At 66.3% G+C, this 15,969-nt stretch carries 17 protein-coding genes and 1 pseudogene; 10 read left to right on the forward strand and 8 right to left on the reverse strand.

The window, feature by feature from the left end; genetic code table 11:
• Positions 1-33 precede the first annotated feature (33 nt).
• The 8 genes from OG741_RS29775 to OG741_RS29810 all read left to right on the forward strand — a co-directional run bounded on the left by OG741_RS29775 (position 34) and on the right by OG741_RS29810 (position 9,042).
• Positions 34-1,329: a cation:proton antiporter gene (locus OG741_RS29775; protein ID WP_405603002.1), complete on the forward strand. Its 1,296-nt coding sequence runs from the start codon at positions 34-36 to the stop codon at positions 1,327-1,329.
• 104 nt (positions 1,330-1,433) lie between these two features.
• Positions 1,434-3,224 (forward strand): 2-isopropylmalate synthase, encoded by a 1,791-nt coding sequence (locus OG741_RS29780; protein ID WP_405603003.1) that lies wholly within the window; start codon positions 1,434-1,436, stop codon positions 3,222-3,224.
• A 45-nt stretch (positions 3,225-3,269) separates the two neighbouring features.
• On the forward strand, positions 3,270-3,980 hold the full coding sequence (locus OG741_RS29785) for a hypothetical protein (RefSeq protein WP_405603004.1): 711 nt from the start codon (positions 3,270-3,272) through the stop codon (positions 3,978-3,980).
• Positions 3,968-5,548, forward strand: a complete 1,581-nt coding sequence (locus OG741_RS29790; RefSeq protein WP_405603006.1) for an amino acid adenylation domain-containing protein — start codon at positions 3,968-3,970, stop codon at positions 5,546-5,548. Before OG741_RS29785 ends, OG741_RS29790 begins: the two co-directional genes overlap by 13 nt.
• Positions 5,549-5,638: 90 nt before the next feature.
• Positions 5,639-6,586, forward strand: a complete 948-nt coding sequence (locus OG741_RS29795) for a chlorinating enzyme (protein ID WP_405603008.1) — start codon at positions 5,639-5,641, stop codon at positions 6,584-6,586.
• A 44-nt stretch (positions 6,587-6,630) separates the two neighbouring features.
• On the forward strand, positions 6,631-6,858 hold the full coding sequence (locus OG741_RS29800) for a phosphopantetheine-binding protein (protein ID WP_405603009.1): 228 nt from the start codon (positions 6,631-6,633) through the stop codon (positions 6,856-6,858).
• 147 nt (positions 6,859-7,005) lie between these two features.
• Positions 7,006-8,280, forward strand: coding sequence for an aminotransferase class I/II-fold pyridoxal phosphate-dependent enzyme (locus OG741_RS29805; protein ID WP_405603011.1), 1,275 nt, complete (start codon positions 7,006-7,008; stop codon positions 8,278-8,280).
• A gap of 21 nt (positions 8,281-8,301) precedes the next feature.
• Complete coding sequence (locus OG741_RS29810) at positions 8,302-9,042, forward strand: thioesterase II family protein (protein ID WP_405603012.1); 741 nt, start codon at positions 8,302-8,304, stop codon at positions 9,040-9,042.
• 78 nt (positions 9,043-9,120) lie between these two features.
• On the opposite strand, the gene OG741_RS29815 is transcribed toward OG741_RS29810, so the two are convergent.
• From OG741_RS29815 to OG741_RS29825, 3 genes and pseudogenes are all read right to left on the reverse strand, one after another.
• Positions 9,121-9,513, reverse strand: coding sequence for a cupin domain-containing protein (locus tag OG741_RS29815; RefSeq protein WP_405605841.1), 393 nt, complete (start codon positions 9,511-9,513; stop codon positions 9,121-9,123).
• A 147-nt stretch (positions 9,514-9,660) separates the two neighbouring features.
• Positions 9,661-9,777 (reverse strand): annotated as a pseudogene (locus tag OG741_RS29820) (cold shock domain-containing protein); the annotation flags it as partial.
• A 550-nt stretch (positions 9,778-10,327) separates the two neighbouring features.
• Positions 10,328-10,930 carry a TetR family transcriptional regulator gene (locus tag OG741_RS29825; RefSeq protein ID WP_405603014.1) on the reverse strand — a complete coding sequence of 201 codons (603 nt, stop codon included), beginning with the start codon at positions 10,928-10,930 and terminating at the stop codon, positions 10,328-10,330.
• Positions 10,931-11,037: 107 nt separating this feature from the next.
• On the opposite strand from OG741_RS29825, the gene OG741_RS29830 reads away from it, so the two are divergent.
• Positions 11,038-11,835, forward strand: a complete 798-nt coding sequence (locus tag OG741_RS29830; RefSeq protein WP_405603016.1) for an SDR family NAD(P)-dependent oxidoreductase — start codon at positions 11,038-11,040, stop codon at positions 11,833-11,835.
• A gap of 81 nt (positions 11,836-11,916) precedes the next feature.
• On the opposite strand, the gene OG741_RS29835 is transcribed toward OG741_RS29830, so the two are convergent.
• A complete protein-coding gene (locus OG741_RS29835; protein WP_405603017.1) occupies positions 11,917-12,282 on the reverse strand; it encodes a DoxX family protein in 366 nt (121 codons plus the stop codon).
• 105 nt (positions 12,283-12,387) lie between these two features.
• Between OG741_RS29835 and OG741_RS29840 the strand changes: the two genes are divergently transcribed.
• Positions 12,388-12,765: a winged helix-turn-helix transcriptional regulator gene (locus OG741_RS29840; protein WP_405603019.1), complete on the forward strand. Its 378-nt coding sequence runs from the start codon at positions 12,388-12,390 to the stop codon at positions 12,763-12,765.
• Positions 12,766-12,904: 139 nt separating this feature from the next.
• Here the strand turns inward: OG741_RS29840 and OG741_RS29845 are convergent, their stop codons facing one another.
• From OG741_RS29845 to OG741_RS29860, 4 genes are all read right to left on the reverse strand, one after another.
• Entirely contained in the window at positions 12,905-13,114 is a 210-nt protein-coding gene (locus OG741_RS29845; RefSeq protein ID WP_405605843.1) for an alpha/beta fold hydrolase, read from the reverse strand.
• Positions 13,115-13,282: 168 nt separating this feature from the next.
• A complete protein-coding gene (locus tag OG741_RS29850; RefSeq protein WP_405605845.1) occupies positions 13,283-14,119 on the reverse strand; it encodes an alpha/beta fold hydrolase in 837 nt (278 codons plus the stop codon).
• A gap of 114 nt (positions 14,120-14,233) precedes the next feature.
• Entirely contained in the window at positions 14,234-14,923 is a 690-nt protein-coding gene (locus OG741_RS29855; RefSeq protein ID WP_405603020.1) for an alpha/beta fold hydrolase, read from the reverse strand.
• A gap of 131 nt (positions 14,924-15,054) precedes the next feature.
• The gene (locus OG741_RS29860; protein ID WP_405603022.1) at positions 15,055-15,960 is read right to left on the reverse strand and encodes an alpha/beta fold hydrolase; all 906 of its coding nucleotides are present in this window, start codon (positions 15,958-15,960) and stop codon (positions 15,055-15,057) included.
• Between the last annotated feature and the right edge of the window lie 9 nt (positions 15,961-15,969).

Below are 15,969 nucleotides of genomic sequence, written 5' to 3' on the forward strand. Positions count from 1 at the left end.
CTCCTCGCGCACACACTTCTACGGAGATACCTCATGACCGGGAATCCCGCCGCAGACTTCTTTCTGGCCATCGCGATCGCACTGGGCGCGGCACGGGCCTTCGGTGCCGCGGCCCGCCGCATCGGCCAACCCGCCGTGGTGGGCGAGATATGCGCGGGCATACTCGCCAGCCCCATGGTGCTGTCTGCCTCGGTGAGCGAAGCGCTCATACCCAGCAGCGTGAAACCGCTCCTGTCGGCCCTGGCCAACGTCGGCCTCGCCACCTTCATGTTCATCATCGGCTACGAGTTGGACGGCTCGTTCCTGCGACGGGGCCAATCCGCCGCACTGAAGCTGGCAGCCGGTTCCGTGCTGATCCCGTTCGCCGGCGGCGTCGCGGTGGCCGTGCCACTGGCGGCCACCTACGCGCCGGGGAGCCGTACCGCGTTCTGCCTGTTCGTCGGCATCGCCATGTCGGTGACCGCCTTCCCCGTATTGGCGAGGATCCTGGCCGACCGAGGGCTCAACCGGCAGCCGATCGGCGGCCTGGCGCTCGCGGCGGCGGCGATCGGGGACCTGGTGGCGTGGGTCTGCCTGGCCGGTGTGATCGCCTTCGCGGGTGTCTCGGGACAGTGGCGTGTCGCGCTCCTGCCAATCTATCTCCTGGTGATGGTCACCGCGGTGCGCCCGCTGCTGGCACGGGCGCTGCGTGCCGCCGACCGACGCGGAACGCCGTCCACCACACTGCTGCCCGCGCTCGTCGTTGTGCTCATGCTGTCCTGCTCGGCGACCGAGTGGTTGGGGATCCACTTCATCTTCGGGGCCTTCACCTTCGGCGCGATGATGCCCAAGTCGGCCCTGGAGCACATGCGCATCCGGGTGATCGAGCAGATGGAACACGCCGGGCTCATCCTGCTGCCGCTCTACTTCATCGTGGCGGGAACGAAGGTCAACCTGGACGGCTTCGACGCGGCGATGCTCGGCACGCTGCTGGCGGTGATCGCCGTGGCGATCGGCACGAAGGGCGTGGGTGCCTACGCGGGTGCCCGGCTGTCCGGCCTGCCGCACAGTGACGCGCTTCCCCTCTCCGTACTGATGAACACTCGTGGGCTCACAGAGGTCGTCATCGTCGCGGTGGCGCTCGACCTGGGCCTCATCGACGGGAACTTCTACTCGATGATGGTCGTGATGGCCGTATTGACCACCGCGATGACAGGCCCTCTGCTGAAGTTGGTCGGCGCCGGTGGTCACGATTCCAGGGCGGCGGCTCCTTCCGGCGCCGTGGAAACCGCCGTAACGCGCCGACCGGTCGACGAGATCGCCCAGAAGGCCCCGGCGAGGACGGAATAGGGACGCATCAAGGACGCCCCTCGATAGCTTCATTTCATCACCGGCTGAACCATCTATCTTATAGGCCCTCGGTCATTGTTCCGAAGGGTGACCAGGAGGCAGGTATGTCCGAGGTACCGCCGTCTTTGCTCCTTCCGTCCCGACTCAAAACCCCTTCCGGACCGCACCGTCCGGACCAGCAGTGGTGGAATCCGCAACGGGCTTCCGCTATGCCGGCCCACCGGTACGTGCGTACCGAGGCCAGACTTCCTGAGGAACTCACCCACCGGACGTGGCCGACGAAGTCACTTGGCCGGGCACCGCTTTGGGCGTCGGTCGACCTGCGTGACGGAAACCAGGCGCTGGCCAATCCGATGGATACCCGTCGCAAAAGCCTGATGTTCGAACTGCTGGTGCGGATGGGTTTCAAGGACATTGAGGTCGGCTACCCTTCGGCAAGCGACGCCGACTTCTCCTTCCTCCGTGAGCTGATCACCCAGGACCGCATTCCTGACGATGTGACGATTTCCGTGTTCACTCCCGCGAAGCCGGAATTGATCGACCGGACCTTTGAGGCGATCGAGGGCGCGGAGCGCGCGATGGTCCACCTCTGCAACGCGACGGCGTGCCTGTGGCGTGAGGTCGTCTTCTCCATGACCGCCGACGAGGTGGAGAAGATGGCGGTCGGGTCCGCCGAGCACGTGGCCCGGCGCGCGAACGAAATGACCGGTACGAAGCTGCGCTTCGAGTACTCCCCGGAGACATTCAATGTGACCGAGCCGGAGTACGCCCTCCGGGTGTCGAACACCGTCGCCTCGATCTGGGACGCCAGTCCTGACCGCCCGGTGACCCTCAACCTGCCGACCACGGTGGAGACCGACTCACCGAACGTGTTCGCAGACCAGGTCGAGTGGATGCACAACAACCTCGACAACCGTGACTCGATCATCCTCTCCGTGCACCCGCACAACGACCGGGGAACCGCGGTGGCCTCGGCGGAACTAGCCATCATGGCCGGGGCCGACCGGGTCGAGGGCACTCTCTTCGGCAATGGTGAGCGCACGGGCAACGTCTGTCTGGCGACCATGGCCCTCAACCTGTTCAGTCAGGGCGTCGACCCCCAGCTCGACTTCTCCAACATCGACGAGATCCGCGACACGGTGGAGTTCGCCAACCAGATCCCCGCGCACCCGCGCCACCCCTACGTCGGCGATCTCGTCTACACGGCCTTCTCCGGTACGCACCAGGACGCCATAGCCAAGGGCCTTGCAGCCCTCGACGCGAAGGCCATGGCGGCCGGCACCACCACGGTCGACCAGCCGTGGGGCGTCCCCTACCTCGCCATCGATCCCAAGGACGTCGGGCGCAGCTACGAGTCTGTGGTCCGGGTGAACAGCCAGTCGGGGAAGGGCGGCATCGCCCACGTACTCAAGAGCGTCTACGGCCTGGACCTGCCGCGCAGCATGCGCATGGAACTGGCCCGCCGGGTGCAGCGGGTCGCCGACGAGAACGGCGCGGAGCTGACCTCCCGCAGGCTGTGGGATGTCTTCAGCGCCGAGTACCTGCAGGCCGACCTGCCGTACCTGCTGCTCAAGGAGTTCCGGGTTGCGCAGGAGGGCGAGGTGTCCCGCGTGGATGTCCTGCTGGTCCGCAAGGACGGGCGGGAGGCCCAGGTCAGCGGTTGGGGCCAGAGCGTGGTTGCGGCCTTCGTGGACACACTCGTACGCGACGGGCTCTCCGTGGAGCTGACCGACCTGGTCCACCACCCGCTGACCGACTCGCAGGGCGCCCGGACCGCCGCGTACGCCACGCTTCAGGTCGACGGACATGTCTGCCACGGTGCGGCCATCGACGGCCACCAGGACGCGGCACTGCTGGGTGCCGTTCTCTCCGCGGTCAACCGCGCACAGTCCTGACCGCCTGACCGGGCCCTCCGGTACACACCCCTTGTGAGCTGCCAGATGGACCTCACCTTCATCGAGAAACCGAAGGGCGCGGACCGTGACTGCTTCGTCTACACGGCGCACAGCGGTCTTGACCTCCACAGCCTTGCCACGCTCCACAGCAATGTGATGTGGGATCAATTCGGATGTGACAACGACCGGTCCGGTGACATCAGTGATGTCTATGCACCGCACACGACCCATGTGCTGACCATGATCGAGGGCGAAGTGGTCGCCGGCGTGGAACTCGTGGCGTATTCGGCACTCGGCCTTCCCATCAATTCATGGGCCGAGGTTGGCGGCATGCTGCGGGGCAACGGGCGGATCGTCCAGTGCCGGCGTCCTGTGGTGCGCGACGGGTTTCGCAACAAGCCACTGCCGGAGCTTCCGTTCGGCGCGATTGGCAGTCTCGTCAAGGGCTGCTTGCAATGGAGTGTACTGAACGACATCCACCATGTCGTGGTGGATGTCGTGGACCGGGACGCCGCACAATTCCTTGGCCGGATCGGATTTGTTCCGGTCATCGGGACGGAACTGTCGGCAGGCGGGCAGACGCTGGAGCTCAGAGTGAGCGAACTCGTCTCACGGTCCTTCCGGTCGACGAACCCCTACTTCCGTTACTTGATGGAATTCGACGAGAGCGTGCAGGTCGAGATCCCGCGCCGCCCCAGCGTGACTCTCAGCACGTTTGAAACTTGTTCGAGAGGAACGACCCAATGTCCCTCATAGGATTGCGCGCGCCACTTCCGGACGTCCGGCTCGTGCACCGCACTTTCGAGGCGCACGCGCGGCGGCATCCCGATCGGATCGCACTCACCTGCGGGAAGGAGAGCCGGACCTTCGCGGAACTCAATGCCCAGGCGAATCAGTTCGCGAACTATCTGAGGTCGCGTGGGGTGGGCCCGGGCTCGATCATCGGCGTGTGTCTGGACCGCACCCCCGAACTCATGGTCAGCATTCTCGGCATCCTCAAGGCGGGCGCCGCGTACGTCCCGCTGGACCCGACCTACCCCCGGGAGCGCCTTGAGCTGATGCTCTCGCAGCTGGAGCGGAACACGTTCAATGTGGCCTCGCTCGAAACACTGGAGCTGATCGACGGGGCGCGGAGCGAGACCGTTGTCGTGGAGTCGCTGTCGGCGCAGCTCGAAGCGCTGCCGACCACGGACCCAGAGATCGAGCTCGATAACGACGGCCTGTGCTACGTGGTGTTCACCTCGGGATCCACCGGTGCCCCCAAGGCCACCGCGGTACGGCACGAAGGCTGGTACAACCTGCTGAACTGGCTCCAGGTCGAGTACCGTCTGGACGCCGGATCGAGCGGGCTGAGTGTCAGCTCATTCGGCTTCGACATCAGCCAACGCGGTCTGATGGCACCGTTGTTCGTCGGCGCTACGCTGCATCTGCTGCCCAGCCGCAGCTTCGACCCGAGCATGGCGTACCGGCTGATCGGCGAGCACGGTGTGAAGACGCTGCACTGCGCGCCCAGCACGCTCTACGTGCTCATCGACCAGGAGATGACGCGCGGGACCAAGGCGCTGACTGGGGTCGACTACGTGTTCATCGGCGGGGAGCCGCTGAACGTGGCGAGGGTCGAGGAGTGGGCGTCCCAGGACGGGAACGACTGCACCCTCCTGCACCAGTACGGTGTGGCCGAGTGCACGGATGTGGCCTCGTCCCACGAACTGACCGGTTACCCGCGCTACCGCGGCGCCGCCACCCCGGTGGGCAGGCCGGTCTACAACACGGAGATCCGTCTGCTGGACGAGGAACTCCGTGAGGTCCCGGACGGTGAGACCGGCGAGATCTGTATCTCCGGCGCGAGCGTCAGCGCGGGCTATCTCAACGCGTCCCCCGCAGACACGCAGCGCTTCACCGAGATCGAGTCGGACGGCGGTCCGCTGCGGATCTACCGTACGGGCGACCGCGGGTTCGCCACCTCCGACGGGGAACTCGTGGTGGTCGGCCGGGTTGACGCCCAGGTCAAGATCCGCGGAATGCGCATCGACCTCGGGGACGTCGAGCACGGCGTTCGCGGCAGCGCACACGTCGAGGACGTGGTGGTGCTCGGAGTTCCGGACGCTCAGGGCGAGTTGAACCTGATGGCCTTCGTGATCCCCGCCTATGGCGATCTCGATACCCGCGCACTGCGCGGCGAGCTGCTCGGCATCCTGCCCCGAAACATGGTGCCGCAGGACTTCGTGGTGGTCCCGTCCTTCCCGCTGAACCCCAACGGGAAGATCGATCGCAAGGCCTTGGCGGCCCGTTTCCGACCTGCCGACTCAGCGGTCGGCTCGTAGCCCAACGCTCTACGCAGGCCGCCCCCCCATCAGCTCTGCGGCGCGGCCACTGACCGAAGAAACGCACTCTTACAAAGGAACCGATACCGAATGACGCAGACAGAGCGCCCGACTCCGGCGGCCCAGATCTCCGCCAACGCCTATGTCCCGGACGACATCAAGGCCGACATCGAGCAGTTCAGCCGCGACGGCTTCATCGGACCGATCAAGCTGTACGAGCCCGAGGAGGCCGCCGAGCTGATCCGCGAGATCCGGATCAACAACCAGGACTCGTCGCGTGCGCTGTACCAGAACAGCGTGAACTACGACCGGCACTTCGACATCCCGGAACTGAGCCGGCACGTCACCCATCCGACGATCATCAAGTACCTGACGGCGATCCTCGGCCCTGACGTTCTGAACTGGCGTACGGAGTGGTTCCCGAAGTTCCCTGGCGCCAAGGCCACCGAGTGGCACCAGGTCCGCGACTACAGCTACGCCAACGGGAAGCCGCAGCTGCTGCCGACCGAGTCGAACTGGAACGCGTACATCGACATCACCGTCTGGACGACCTTCACGCCCGCGACCAAGGACACCGCCTGCATGAAGTTCGTGCGCGGTTCGCAGCGTGACTGGATCTTCGACGAGCACAAGACGACCCAGCAGGGCCGCGGCGACTTCAACGTCGAGCAGGCGAAGACCGGCTTCTTCGGCTACGACTTCTCGGACTTCGCGATCGACCCCAACTGGGAGCCGCGTCCGGAGGACGTCGTGGAGCTGGAGATGAAGCCCGGCGAAGCCGTCATCTTCACCGCCTCGTGCGTCCACGGCTCCACTCCGAACAACACCGAGCGGGAGACGCGCTTCGCGATCGCCAGCCGGTACGTGCCGACCCACGTGCGCGTGTACCCGGAGCAGGATTCGTTCACCGCTCACGGCGCCACGTTCGACCTGTCCGAGTACGGCAGCGTTCTGGTCGCCGGTGAGAACCGGTACGAGCACAACCGGATCCGCACGGAGAACAACCACGGCGTGAAGTTCGCCAACCCGTCCGCCTAGCAGCTCGTCCACCACTCCGGACACACCTCAGAGAGGAACGCACCGTGACCGCGTCAAAGATCCACGAGATCTGGAGCAAGGAACTTGCGCTCGACGAATTCGCCGACACCGATGACTTCTTCACCCTCGGCGGCCACTCGCTGATCATGGCGAGGATCCAGCAGCGGATCATCGCCGAATTCGGCGTGGAGGTTCCGATGGACCAGCTCTTCCGCAAGTCGACCGTGACCGCGATAGCCGCGCACATCGACGAGAGCCTCGCAGTGGCCTAGGGCCCTCTCCTTCGGTTCAGGCCGAGCCAGGCAAGATCCGAAAGAGCGGCCCCAGCCCCGCCAGACCGCCGGCAGCGTGCGTCGCACCACGCTGCCGGCCCTCTTGCGGTTACCGGAACGACGTCACAACCGATAAGGAATTCGCGCGTGCAGCTATCCAGTTGGGGCGTCCAGATGTCCCGCCTGTCGGGAATCCGCAGCATCATGGAAGACATCGCTGTCGCTGACAGCGGGCCGTTGGACGAGGAGTGGTTCAACCTCAGTCCGGGCAACCCTTCGCTCATCCCTGAGGCGGTCTCCATCTGGCGTCGGCTCGCCGAGGAGGCCCTGGCCGAGAACTTCGTCGAGTCCAGTTGCCGTTACGGTCCGTCGCGCGGGACGAACGCCCTGGCCGGTGCCATTGTCCAGTACTTCAACACCACCTACGGATGGTCCATCGGCCCCGAGAACGTGGTGGTCGGTCCGGGCAGCCAGATGCTCTGCTTCATGGCGACGACGATCTTCACCGGCCCGAGCGAGTCGGGATTCCGGCCGCTGGTGCTCCCGAGGCTGCCGGACTACACGGGATACCAGGGCCTCAGCCTTCAGGAGGGCGGCATCGTCGGCATCCCGCCCATCGTCGTTCCCGACGGCGAGCGGTCCTTCCACTACGCGGTTGACATTGAGGCGCTGCGGCGGCAGACCCCGATGGGAATGATGCTGCTGTCGAATCCGGCGAACCCGACGGGCAGCAGTGTCGAGGTCGCGGAACTTGAGGCCATGGTGGCGGTGGCCGAGGAGCGGGACGTTCCGCTGGTCATCGACCACGCCTACGGCCAGCCGTTCCCCGGCGTCGTCGACACGAAGGTCGCTCCGCCGCTGCACCCGAACGTCATCAACTGCTTCACCTTCTCCAAGGCAGGACTGCCCGGGGAGCGCATCGGTTTTGCGATCGGCCCGGCCGAGATGATCGACTCGATGGTGTCCTGCACGGCCAACGCGACCCTGCACGCACCGCAGCTGATGCAGTCGGTGGTCGAACGCGCCCTCGTGTCGCGGGAGATCGACGTTCTCGCAACCAAGGTCATCAAGCCGTACTACCGGGTCAAGTGGCGCATGGCCGAAGAACTGCTGCACGACAACCTTCCGGAATCGATCAAGTGGCGGCTGCACGCCAGCGACGGCGGGATGTTCTGCTGGCTGTGGATCGACCACGACTGGTTCGACGACCTTGAGATCTACCGAGTGCTCAAGAGCAAGCGCGTGTTCATCGTCCCGGGCAGGCACTTCTTCACCGGTCCGATGACCACCCCGTTCCTCGCCGACCACGGAACCCGCTGTATCCGGCTGAGCCTCAGTTCTGACGAATGGGTGATCGCCGAAGGTATCGCGCGCCTCAGCGAGGCACTGCTGGAGCTGCGCGACGAACGAGAGCCCGTATGAGAACGACGAAGGAGCGATGACATGACTTCGTGGCTGCGACTACGCGGTGCCACCACGGGAATCGCTGAGAGACGGCTGGTCTGTTTCCCGCATGCCGGTGGCACGGCCAGCTCGTTCGCGAGCTGGCCCGCCCAACTGCCTCCCGGTGTGGAGACGGTCGCCGTGCAGTACCCCGGCCGTCAGGACCGTCTGTCGGAGGCTTACGTCGAGGACATGCACGAGATGGCGGATCAGCTGGCCGCCGAACTGCGTCCCCTGCTCGACCTTCCGATGACCCTGTTCGGTCACAGCATGGGGACCGGGCTCGCCTACGAGGTCGCCAAGCGCCTGGAACGGGATGACGACTTCGTCATGGAGCGGATCTTCGTGTCGGCGCGGCCGGCCCCGCACCGCATCGACGGGGAGCACCGTCACCGGCTGAGCGACGAGGAGCTGATCGCCGCGATGCGCCGACTGGGCGGGCCTGACGCGGAGGTCTACGACTATCCGCAGCTGCTGCCATTGATCCTGCCGCCGCTCCGATCGGACCTGCGGCTGCTCGACGAATACCGCCCGAATTCTTTGACGCGACTGCGTGCTCCTTTCACCGCATTCGGCGGAGAAAGGGATGACACGTGTCCTCTCTCGGAGCTCGCGTTCTGGGAGGAAGCGACCGTGGCGGGAAGTGACGTACGGATCTTCGAGGGTGGGCACCATTACCTCAGGGATCAGGAGCCTGCGGTTGTCGAGGCAGTATCCAAAGAATTGATCTCGCCCCGCTGAAAACGCGCAGAAAAGCACAGACAAAAACGCACAGGCCCTCGGTCGAAATGACTCGGGGGCCTGCGCGTCGGCGTGGCGTCACGCGAGGCGGTGGCCGGTGGTGGCGTCGATGTAGTCGGGGACGTCCTCGTGGCGGTCGCCGACGGTGAGCGTGCCGGTGGGCTCGATCATCAGGATGGACGCCCCGTCCGAGGCCACGGGCTTGTGCTCCATGCCCTTTGGTACGACGAACACGGCGCCCTTGGGGAGCGTGACTGAACGTTCCTCGTCGTTCTCTCGGAGCCAGATGGTCAGGGTGCCGTCCACGACGAGGAAGAACTCATCCGTATCCTCGTGTGCGTGCCAGATGTATTCGCCGCCGAACTTGGCCACTCGTACGTCGTAATCATTGAACTGAGTGACGATCCGTGGGCTCCACAGGTCCTCGAAAGTATCAAGTACGTTCTGTAGTTCAATCGATTCACTCATCATGCAGCAATAATGCACGATGGCACCGGAATGCCGCAAGAAAATTCCGTTGCGAACTTTCGGACGAGCATGACATTCACGGCGGCCGGCCCTTGGTGCTTCCTGGATCTCGAACTCCGCGTGCTTGGCTTCGGTGAGTGTTTTGAAACCGTTGCCCGCTGTTGCGGAGAAGTGCACGAAGGCGCCCTCGCTCCCGTCGTCCGGGCCGATGAAGCCGAATCCCTTGGCCTCGCTGAACCACTTGACCTGACCTTCGGCCCTCGTCATCCGCGCTTCCGCAGCGGCCCGGCCGGACCCGGCGATCCATCCTTACTGTCTCGGCACGCCTGGCTCGCTGTGGCGCGTGCCACAAGTTCCATGGGGAACTCCCGCGTTGGCGCCATCGACTTCTGCGAAGAGGCTGCGGCTCGCTGGAACGGTGAAGGCGGGGACAGGTGTGGGCGAGGGGGACCCGCTTCCATGGATCCCGGCGGGCGGGCCCGGATCCAAATCGTCCGAACCACACCGATGAGGAGAACTGAATGAGCCGATGGCCTCGACGCTCGTCGCCGCGTCGGGGCCGAGCCTGATGGTGCGTCAGTATGTTTGATGCGCAGGCCAGATGGGTCGTGGGGAGGTGGATCCCCGCTGCGGTAAGGACATACCCCGGGCCCAACTGGTGAGCGCCATCCGGACGGTGGCCCGGGGCGAAGCACTGCTGGCGCCCGCCGTCACGCACGCGGCCTACCGGGTGGGACTGGTGTCCGGCAGACCGTGTGCGCGGCTGCGGCTCCGGCCGGGTGCGGCGACGTCGGCGCTCGAAGGCAGTTGCTGGGTCCTATCCGCGGACTGCGGCTACCGCCTCGTCGAAGGCCCGTTCCATGTCGAGCGTGCCGTTGCTCCGGACCCAGGCTTCCGTTGCTGCTTCGGAGCAGGCCAGGGCACAGGCGACGAGCGCGCCCGCGCGCAGCTGGGTCATCGGGTCCGCGTCGGCGCCCAGTCGCCGAGCGATGTCCGGCACGAGCAGTTCGGTCCACTGCTGACGTTTCTCCAGCTGACGTGCTCGGAGCGAGGGCGACGCGTGGAGCATGCTGGTGATCTTGAGGAAGTCCTCCGGCGAGTACGGGAGCGACTCGAAGAGTGTCTTGAGGGCCGCCCGCAGTGCGTCCCATGGAGACTCGTCCGCCGGACGGGCTTCCAGTGCGGCCTGCAGGACCCTGCCGCTCGCGGCGTGGTCACCCAGCACGATGTCTTCCTTCGTGCCGAAGTAACGGAACAGCGAGCGCCGCGAAATGCCGATCTCGCCCGCGATCTGCTCCATGGTCGTGGCCTCGAAACCGCGCTCGAGGAACAGCCTCATCGCGGTGGCGACGATCTCGGCCTGCACTGCTCGCCGGGTGCGCTCTCGCAGTCCGGCGGGGCGGCCCTCGTGATCGTTCATGGGTAAGCAGCCTACCACCTTCAACACCGAGTGCCATATTGACACCGAGTGACAGTTTAGGCTTACAGTGCCACCATGAGTGTATCCGCCGTCTTTTGGGAGCAGCCATGAGCGCCGTCGACTACCGCGGTCAGACCACCCTCATCACCGGTGCCAGCGCGGGCATCGGTACAGAGTTCGCCCGCCAGATCGCCCAGCGCGGATCGCACGTCATCCTTGTCGCCCGGCGCCAGGAGCGGCTCGACAAACTGGCCGCCGAACTCACCGCGGCCCACGGCATCGAGGCCACGGCCATACCGCTCGACCTGAGCCTGCCCGCCGCGGGGCAGACCCTCGCCGAGGAGGTGGCGCGGCGCGGCCTGACCGTGACGAGCGTCGTGAACAACGCGGGGTTCGGCACCTTCGGCCCGTTCCATCGAGAGGACCCGCAGCGCCTGCGGGAGGAGATCAGCGTCGACGTCGCAGGCGTCATCGACATCAGCCGGGCGTTCATCGAGCCGCTGCGGACCACCGGCACCGGAGTGCTGATCAACGTCGCGAGCATGGCCGCGTACCTTCCCGTCCCCAACATGGCCGTCTACGCGGCGGCCAAGGCATTCGTGCTGAGCTTCACCGAAGCCCTGTGGCACGAGTCCCGCGGCACGGGGCTGCGCGTGCTCGCGCTGTCTCCCGGTGCGACCAGCACCGAGTTCTTCGACGTCATCGGTTCGGATGCCGCGGACGGCGGCTCGAAGCGCCAGTCCCCTGCGGAGGTCGTGGCGACGGCGCTGCGGGCCCTCGACCGCCGTACACCACCGCCGAGCGTCGTCTCCGGCCGGCTCAACCGCGTGATGGCGAGCCTGGGCCGGGGGTTGAGCAGGCGTCGTGCGGTCCTGCTCATGGGATCCATGACCGCTGCCCGCTAGATGAATGGCCGGCTCGGCCCGGAACGCCACGGCACCGTCGAGATCACGGAGTTGAGTGGCGCAGCCAGGCCGGGCGCACGGTCATAGCCAGACGGTTCCCAGCCATACGGACACCGCGGCGAGCACCAGAAGAACGATGTTGAGCCCGGTGTCCCGGACTTCACCCCGGGACAAGTGCAGCGTCATACCGCCGATTTGGACAAGGGCCAGACCGACCGCGGCCGCGACGGCGAGCCACGCCGCAATCCCCGTCAGGGGCGGGAGGAGCAGACCGAGCGCGCCGAGGACCTCCAGGGCCCCGATGAGCTTGACGAGCGGCATGGGCACGCTGTCGACCCAGCCCATCATGGGACGCAGCTGCTCCCGATCCTGGAGGAGTTTCTTGCCGCCCGCATAGATATAGAACAGCGCAAGGAGCGCGGCGACGATCCAGTACGCGACATGCATGGAGTTCCCTCCCGATAGTTACGAACCGTAAGTTGCCTCATCATGAGTCACTATCGGGAGGCCTACAAAAGGCACACTGATGTGAGCAAGGCACAGGGAGCTGTCATGTCGCAGTACGAACACACCTGCATGATCCGAGGCGACGGCGGTCGGGCGATCCGTGCCGTACTGGACCGGATCTGCGACAAGTGGACGATGCTCATCGTGGCGACGCTCGACGAGGGGCGTCTGCGCTTCACCGAACTGCACAAGCAGATCCCCGGCATCTCACAGCGGATGCTCACACTGACCCTGCGCAACCTTGAGCGCGACGGACTGGTCTCCCGCACCGTCTACGCGGAGGTTCCGCCGCGTGTCGAGTACACGCTCACGGCCATGGGGAAGAGCCTCATCCCGCCCGCCCTGGCGCTCGCGGGCTGGGCCATCGCGCACAACGCACGGATCCAGGCCAGCAGAGCCGCGTACGACACCCCGCCCGCGTGACCGGCCCCCGGCTGTGGGGTGGGAACCGGTCCGGTCCTGCGCGCCTGCGGAAAGCGATCCACGTTCAACTCGCCTGCTACGAGGCCACGCTGACCTCCGCCTGCCCTGCGGGCGGACGGCGTTGCCGCTGAGACACGACCTAAGCGGCGGCGGCCTGCCTGATCAGGTCGACGACCGTGGCGGGCTGCGACACGTAGATGGAGCGGCTGTCCGGAGCCTCGGCCACGGTGGCACCCGCACGCTCGGCCATCGCCCGCTGGGCCGGGGGAGGGATCATGCGGTCGTCGGCAGCTACCAGGTACCAACTCGGCTTGGTTCGCCACGCGGGCACGCCGACGGCGCCGCTCAGGGCTTCGACTCCCGAAGCCTCCGCCTCGAACCGGAAGAGTGCTTCCGCCTCGGACTACTCCGCGACGGACGGCTGAACGAGACTGGTCATGAATCTTCTTCTCTTTCAGAAAGCGAAGCGGACAGCCCGCCTGGGAACAGGCGGGCTGTCGCGGAGGAGTGACGGCGATCAGCGCGTGCCGCGGTCAGCTCTCTTGATGAGCTTGGTGACCGCGCCGGGGTGGCTGATCATGACGGAGTGGGAGGCACCCGAGACCTCGACCGTGCCACGGGCGTTGGCGCGCTGGTACTCGAAGCGCTGCAGAGCCGGCGGAATGGCCTTGTCCGATGTCGCGACCATTCCCCAGGAGGGGATGGTGTGCCAGGCGGCGGCCTCGGTCGCGTCGGAGAAGGACGATGCGCTGAAGGGCCTCTGAGCCGCCTGCATGACGTTGGTGACCGACACGGGAAGGTCCGCGGCGAAAGCGCTGCGGAACTTGTCGGCCTTGAGGTAGAGGTCCGAACCGGTGCTGCCGTCCTGGTTCGGGAACGGCACGGCGTTGACCGCGTCGGGGATCTCGGTGCCCGGGTACTTGTTGATGAGCTCGCCGAGCTTCTCACCCTTGTCGGGCACGAAGGCTGCAACGTAGACAAGCGCCTTGACGTTGGGGTTGCCGGCTGCGGCGTTGGTGATCACCGCGCCGCCGTAGGAATGGCCGGCGAGGATGATCGGACCCTCGATGGACTTGAGGACGCTTGCCAGGTAAGGCACATCGGTCGGCAGTCCACGCAGCGGGTTGGCGGGGGCGACGACCTGGTAGCCGTCGTTCTGGAGCTGCTTGATGACAGCGTTCCAGCTCGCGGACGCGTCGGCGAAGCCGCCGTGCACGAGCACCACCGTCGGCTTGGCGGCATCCGTCCGGGGGGACGCCGGCGCCGCTGAAGCCGTCGATGCCAGAAGGGCAGCCGCTGTGGCGCCCGCAGCGCCCGCGGCAATTATTCCGTGGCGTACGACCTTTTTGTGCATGTTCTTGGCTTTCTCCTCAGGTGAAGGCACGAGATCCTTTCGGGATTCGTGAGAGCTCACGCTCGTTGGGGCCGACGTGGCGCGGCGCCTGCCGCGGAGCAGGCTGGGTGCGGATTACGACTGGTGGGCTGCGGCCTGCTTGATCAGCTCCGCCACGGCTTCCGGCTGGGATACGTAGACGGCGTGGCTTGCGGCGGTCTCGCTCACGGTGGCTCCGGCTCGCTCGGCCATCGCGCGCTGGGCCGGCGGCGGGATCATGCGGTCGTCGGTCGCGACGAGATACCAGCTCGGCTTGGCACGCCAGGCGGCCTCCGTGACCGTTCCGCCCAGCGCCCCCACACCCCAGGGAACCTGCGAGTCGGCCATGAACTGGGCCTCCTCGGGCGGTACATCAGCCGCGAACGACGCTGCGAACTTCTCACGGTCCAGGAAGAGGAAGCCGTCCTGGGGCGGCAGGATCGGCGGAACGGGCGCGTCGGGGGCCGGGTTGGCGATCAGGGTGCCGACCGACTCGTCCTTGTCCGGTGCGAAGGCCGCGATGTAGACGAGCGCGGCCACGCCCTCGTGCATGCCGGCCTCGGTGATCACAGCCCCTCCGTAGGAGTGGCCGACGAGCACCGCCGGCCCGTCCTGCGTGTCGAGGACCTGGTGAGTGACCGCCACGTCGCCTTCGAGCGAGTGGGTCGGGTTCTGTACGACGCTGACGTTGAAGCCGTCGCGGGTCAGGAGGCGGTACACCGGCTGCCAGCCGGAGCCGTCGACGAATCCTCCATGCACGAGAACGATGTTCTTGACGGTACTCATGCGATTGCTCCTTGAGTGTCGGAAAGCCTTCCGGGCAGGTACAAACTAGGTCGCACCGTGCGCGCGGGCTTCGACCAAATGACCTAGTTATTGGGAGTGGGCGCGGCGAACGACTTCGAACGGCCCGACGGTCACTGCGTGGTGCGCGCCGTGGTCGTCACGAAACGCGTCACCGCCTGCGAGAAGGCAGCGGGCTCCTCGATGTGACCGAAGTGCCCGCTGTTCTCCAGGATCAGCAGTTCTGATCCGGGGATCAGCCGGTGCAGTTCCTCGGCCCACCGAACCCCGCAGATGACGTCGTGGCGGCCCACGACGACGAGGGTCGGTACGGTGAGTGAGCCGAGGTCCGCACGGTCGTCGACGACATGCGGGGAGAGGTTCTCGTCCAGCCCGGAGATGTGGGCGGCCCGCAGTGAGGCACGCAGGGGAGCGAACTCCTCCTCCCGGCCCCAGTAGTCGGCCAAGTACGAGGGCATCAGCCCCCTGGCGACGGCTGTCATCTGTGCGTCGTCGGAGATGGTGGGGATGGCCTGGAAAGCCGCCAGGACTTCGGGGAGTTCCGGGTTGTCGGCGTGCCGCGCGGCGAACGACTGCACCTGGAGCACGGCCTCGGCGGCGTGTTCGGGACCGGTCACCGGCGCGCTGTCGTAGAGGATCACCCCGGCGACGCGCTCGGGGCAGTGCAGGGCGTGGTACTGGACGACGAAGCCGCCGTGCGAATGGCCCAGAAGGTGCACCGCGGGGACGCCGAGGTGCTCGACCAGCGCACCGAGGAACTGGCTGTAGCGGGGCCGGGTGTAGCCGTGGGGGTGGGAGGGCAGGCGGTCGGAGGCGCCGGTGCCGACCGGATCCGGGTAAACGACCGTCAGGTGCCGCTCCAGCGCGGGCATGCGCAGGTACTCCCAGAAAATGCCCGGCCCGCCGGAGTGCGCGACGTACACCGGCCCTGTGCCGTGCACGTGATAGCGCTGCACGACTCCGTCGACTTCGACGGTGTGTGTTCCGACGGCCAGAGGATTGGTCAACGAGGTCGTCATGGGGTCTCC

Origin of the sequence: Streptomyces sp. NBC_01410 (assembly GCF_045040195.1) — a bacterium.
Taxonomy (GTDB): Bacteria; Actinomycetota; Actinomycetes; order Streptomycetales; family Streptomycetaceae; genus Streptomyces.

Coding starts and splice junctions, on each gene's coding strand:
- OG741_RS29830 (WP_405603016.1), top strand. CDS start 11,038: ATGAGCGCCGTCGACTACCGCGGTCAGACCACCCTCATCACCGGTGCC.
- OG741_RS29775 (WP_405603002.1), top strand. CDS start 34: ATGACCGGGAATCCCGCCGCAGACTTCTTTCTGGCCATCGCGATCGCA.
- OG741_RS29860 (WP_405603022.1), bottom strand. CDS start 15,960: ATGACGACCTCGTTGACCAATCCTCTGGCCGTCGGAACACACACCGTC.
- OG741_RS29785 (WP_405603004.1), top strand. CDS start 3,270: ATGGACCTCACCTTCATCGAGAAACCGAAGGGCGCGGACCGTGACTGC.
- OG741_RS29835 (WP_405603017.1), bottom strand. CDS start 12,282: ATGCATGTCGCGTACTGGATCGTCGCCGCGCTCCTTGCGCTGTTCTAT.
- OG741_RS29855 (WP_405603020.1), bottom strand. CDS start 14,923: ATGAGTACCGTCAAGAACATCGTTCTCGTGCATGGAGGATTCGTCGAC.
- OG741_RS29795 (WP_405603008.1), top strand. CDS start 5,639: ATGACGCAGACAGAGCGCCCGACTCCGGCGGCCCAGATCTCCGCCAAC.
- OG741_RS29815 (WP_405605841.1), bottom strand. CDS start 9,513: ATGATGAGTGAATCGATTGAACTACAGAACGTACTTGATACTTTCGAG.
- OG741_RS29810 (WP_405603012.1), top strand. CDS start 8,302: ATGACTTCGTGGCTGCGACTACGCGGTGCCACCACGGGAATCGCTGAG.
- OG741_RS29790 (WP_405603006.1), top strand. CDS start 3,968: ATGTCCCTCATAGGATTGCGCGCGCCACTTCCGGACGTCCGGCTCGTG.
- OG741_RS29780 (WP_405603003.1), top strand. CDS start 1,434: ATGTCCGAGGTACCGCCGTCTTTGCTCCTTCCGTCCCGACTCAAAACC.
- OG741_RS29840 (WP_405603019.1), top strand. CDS start 12,388: ATGTCGCAGTACGAACACACCTGCATGATCCGAGGCGACGGCGGTCGG.
- OG741_RS29825 (WP_405603014.1), bottom strand. CDS start 10,930: ATGAACGATCACGAGGGCCGCCCCGCCGGACTGCGAGAGCGCACCCGG.
- OG741_RS29850 (WP_405605845.1), bottom strand. CDS start 14,119: ATGCACAAAAAGGTCGTACGCCACGGAATAATTGCCGCGGGCGCTGCG.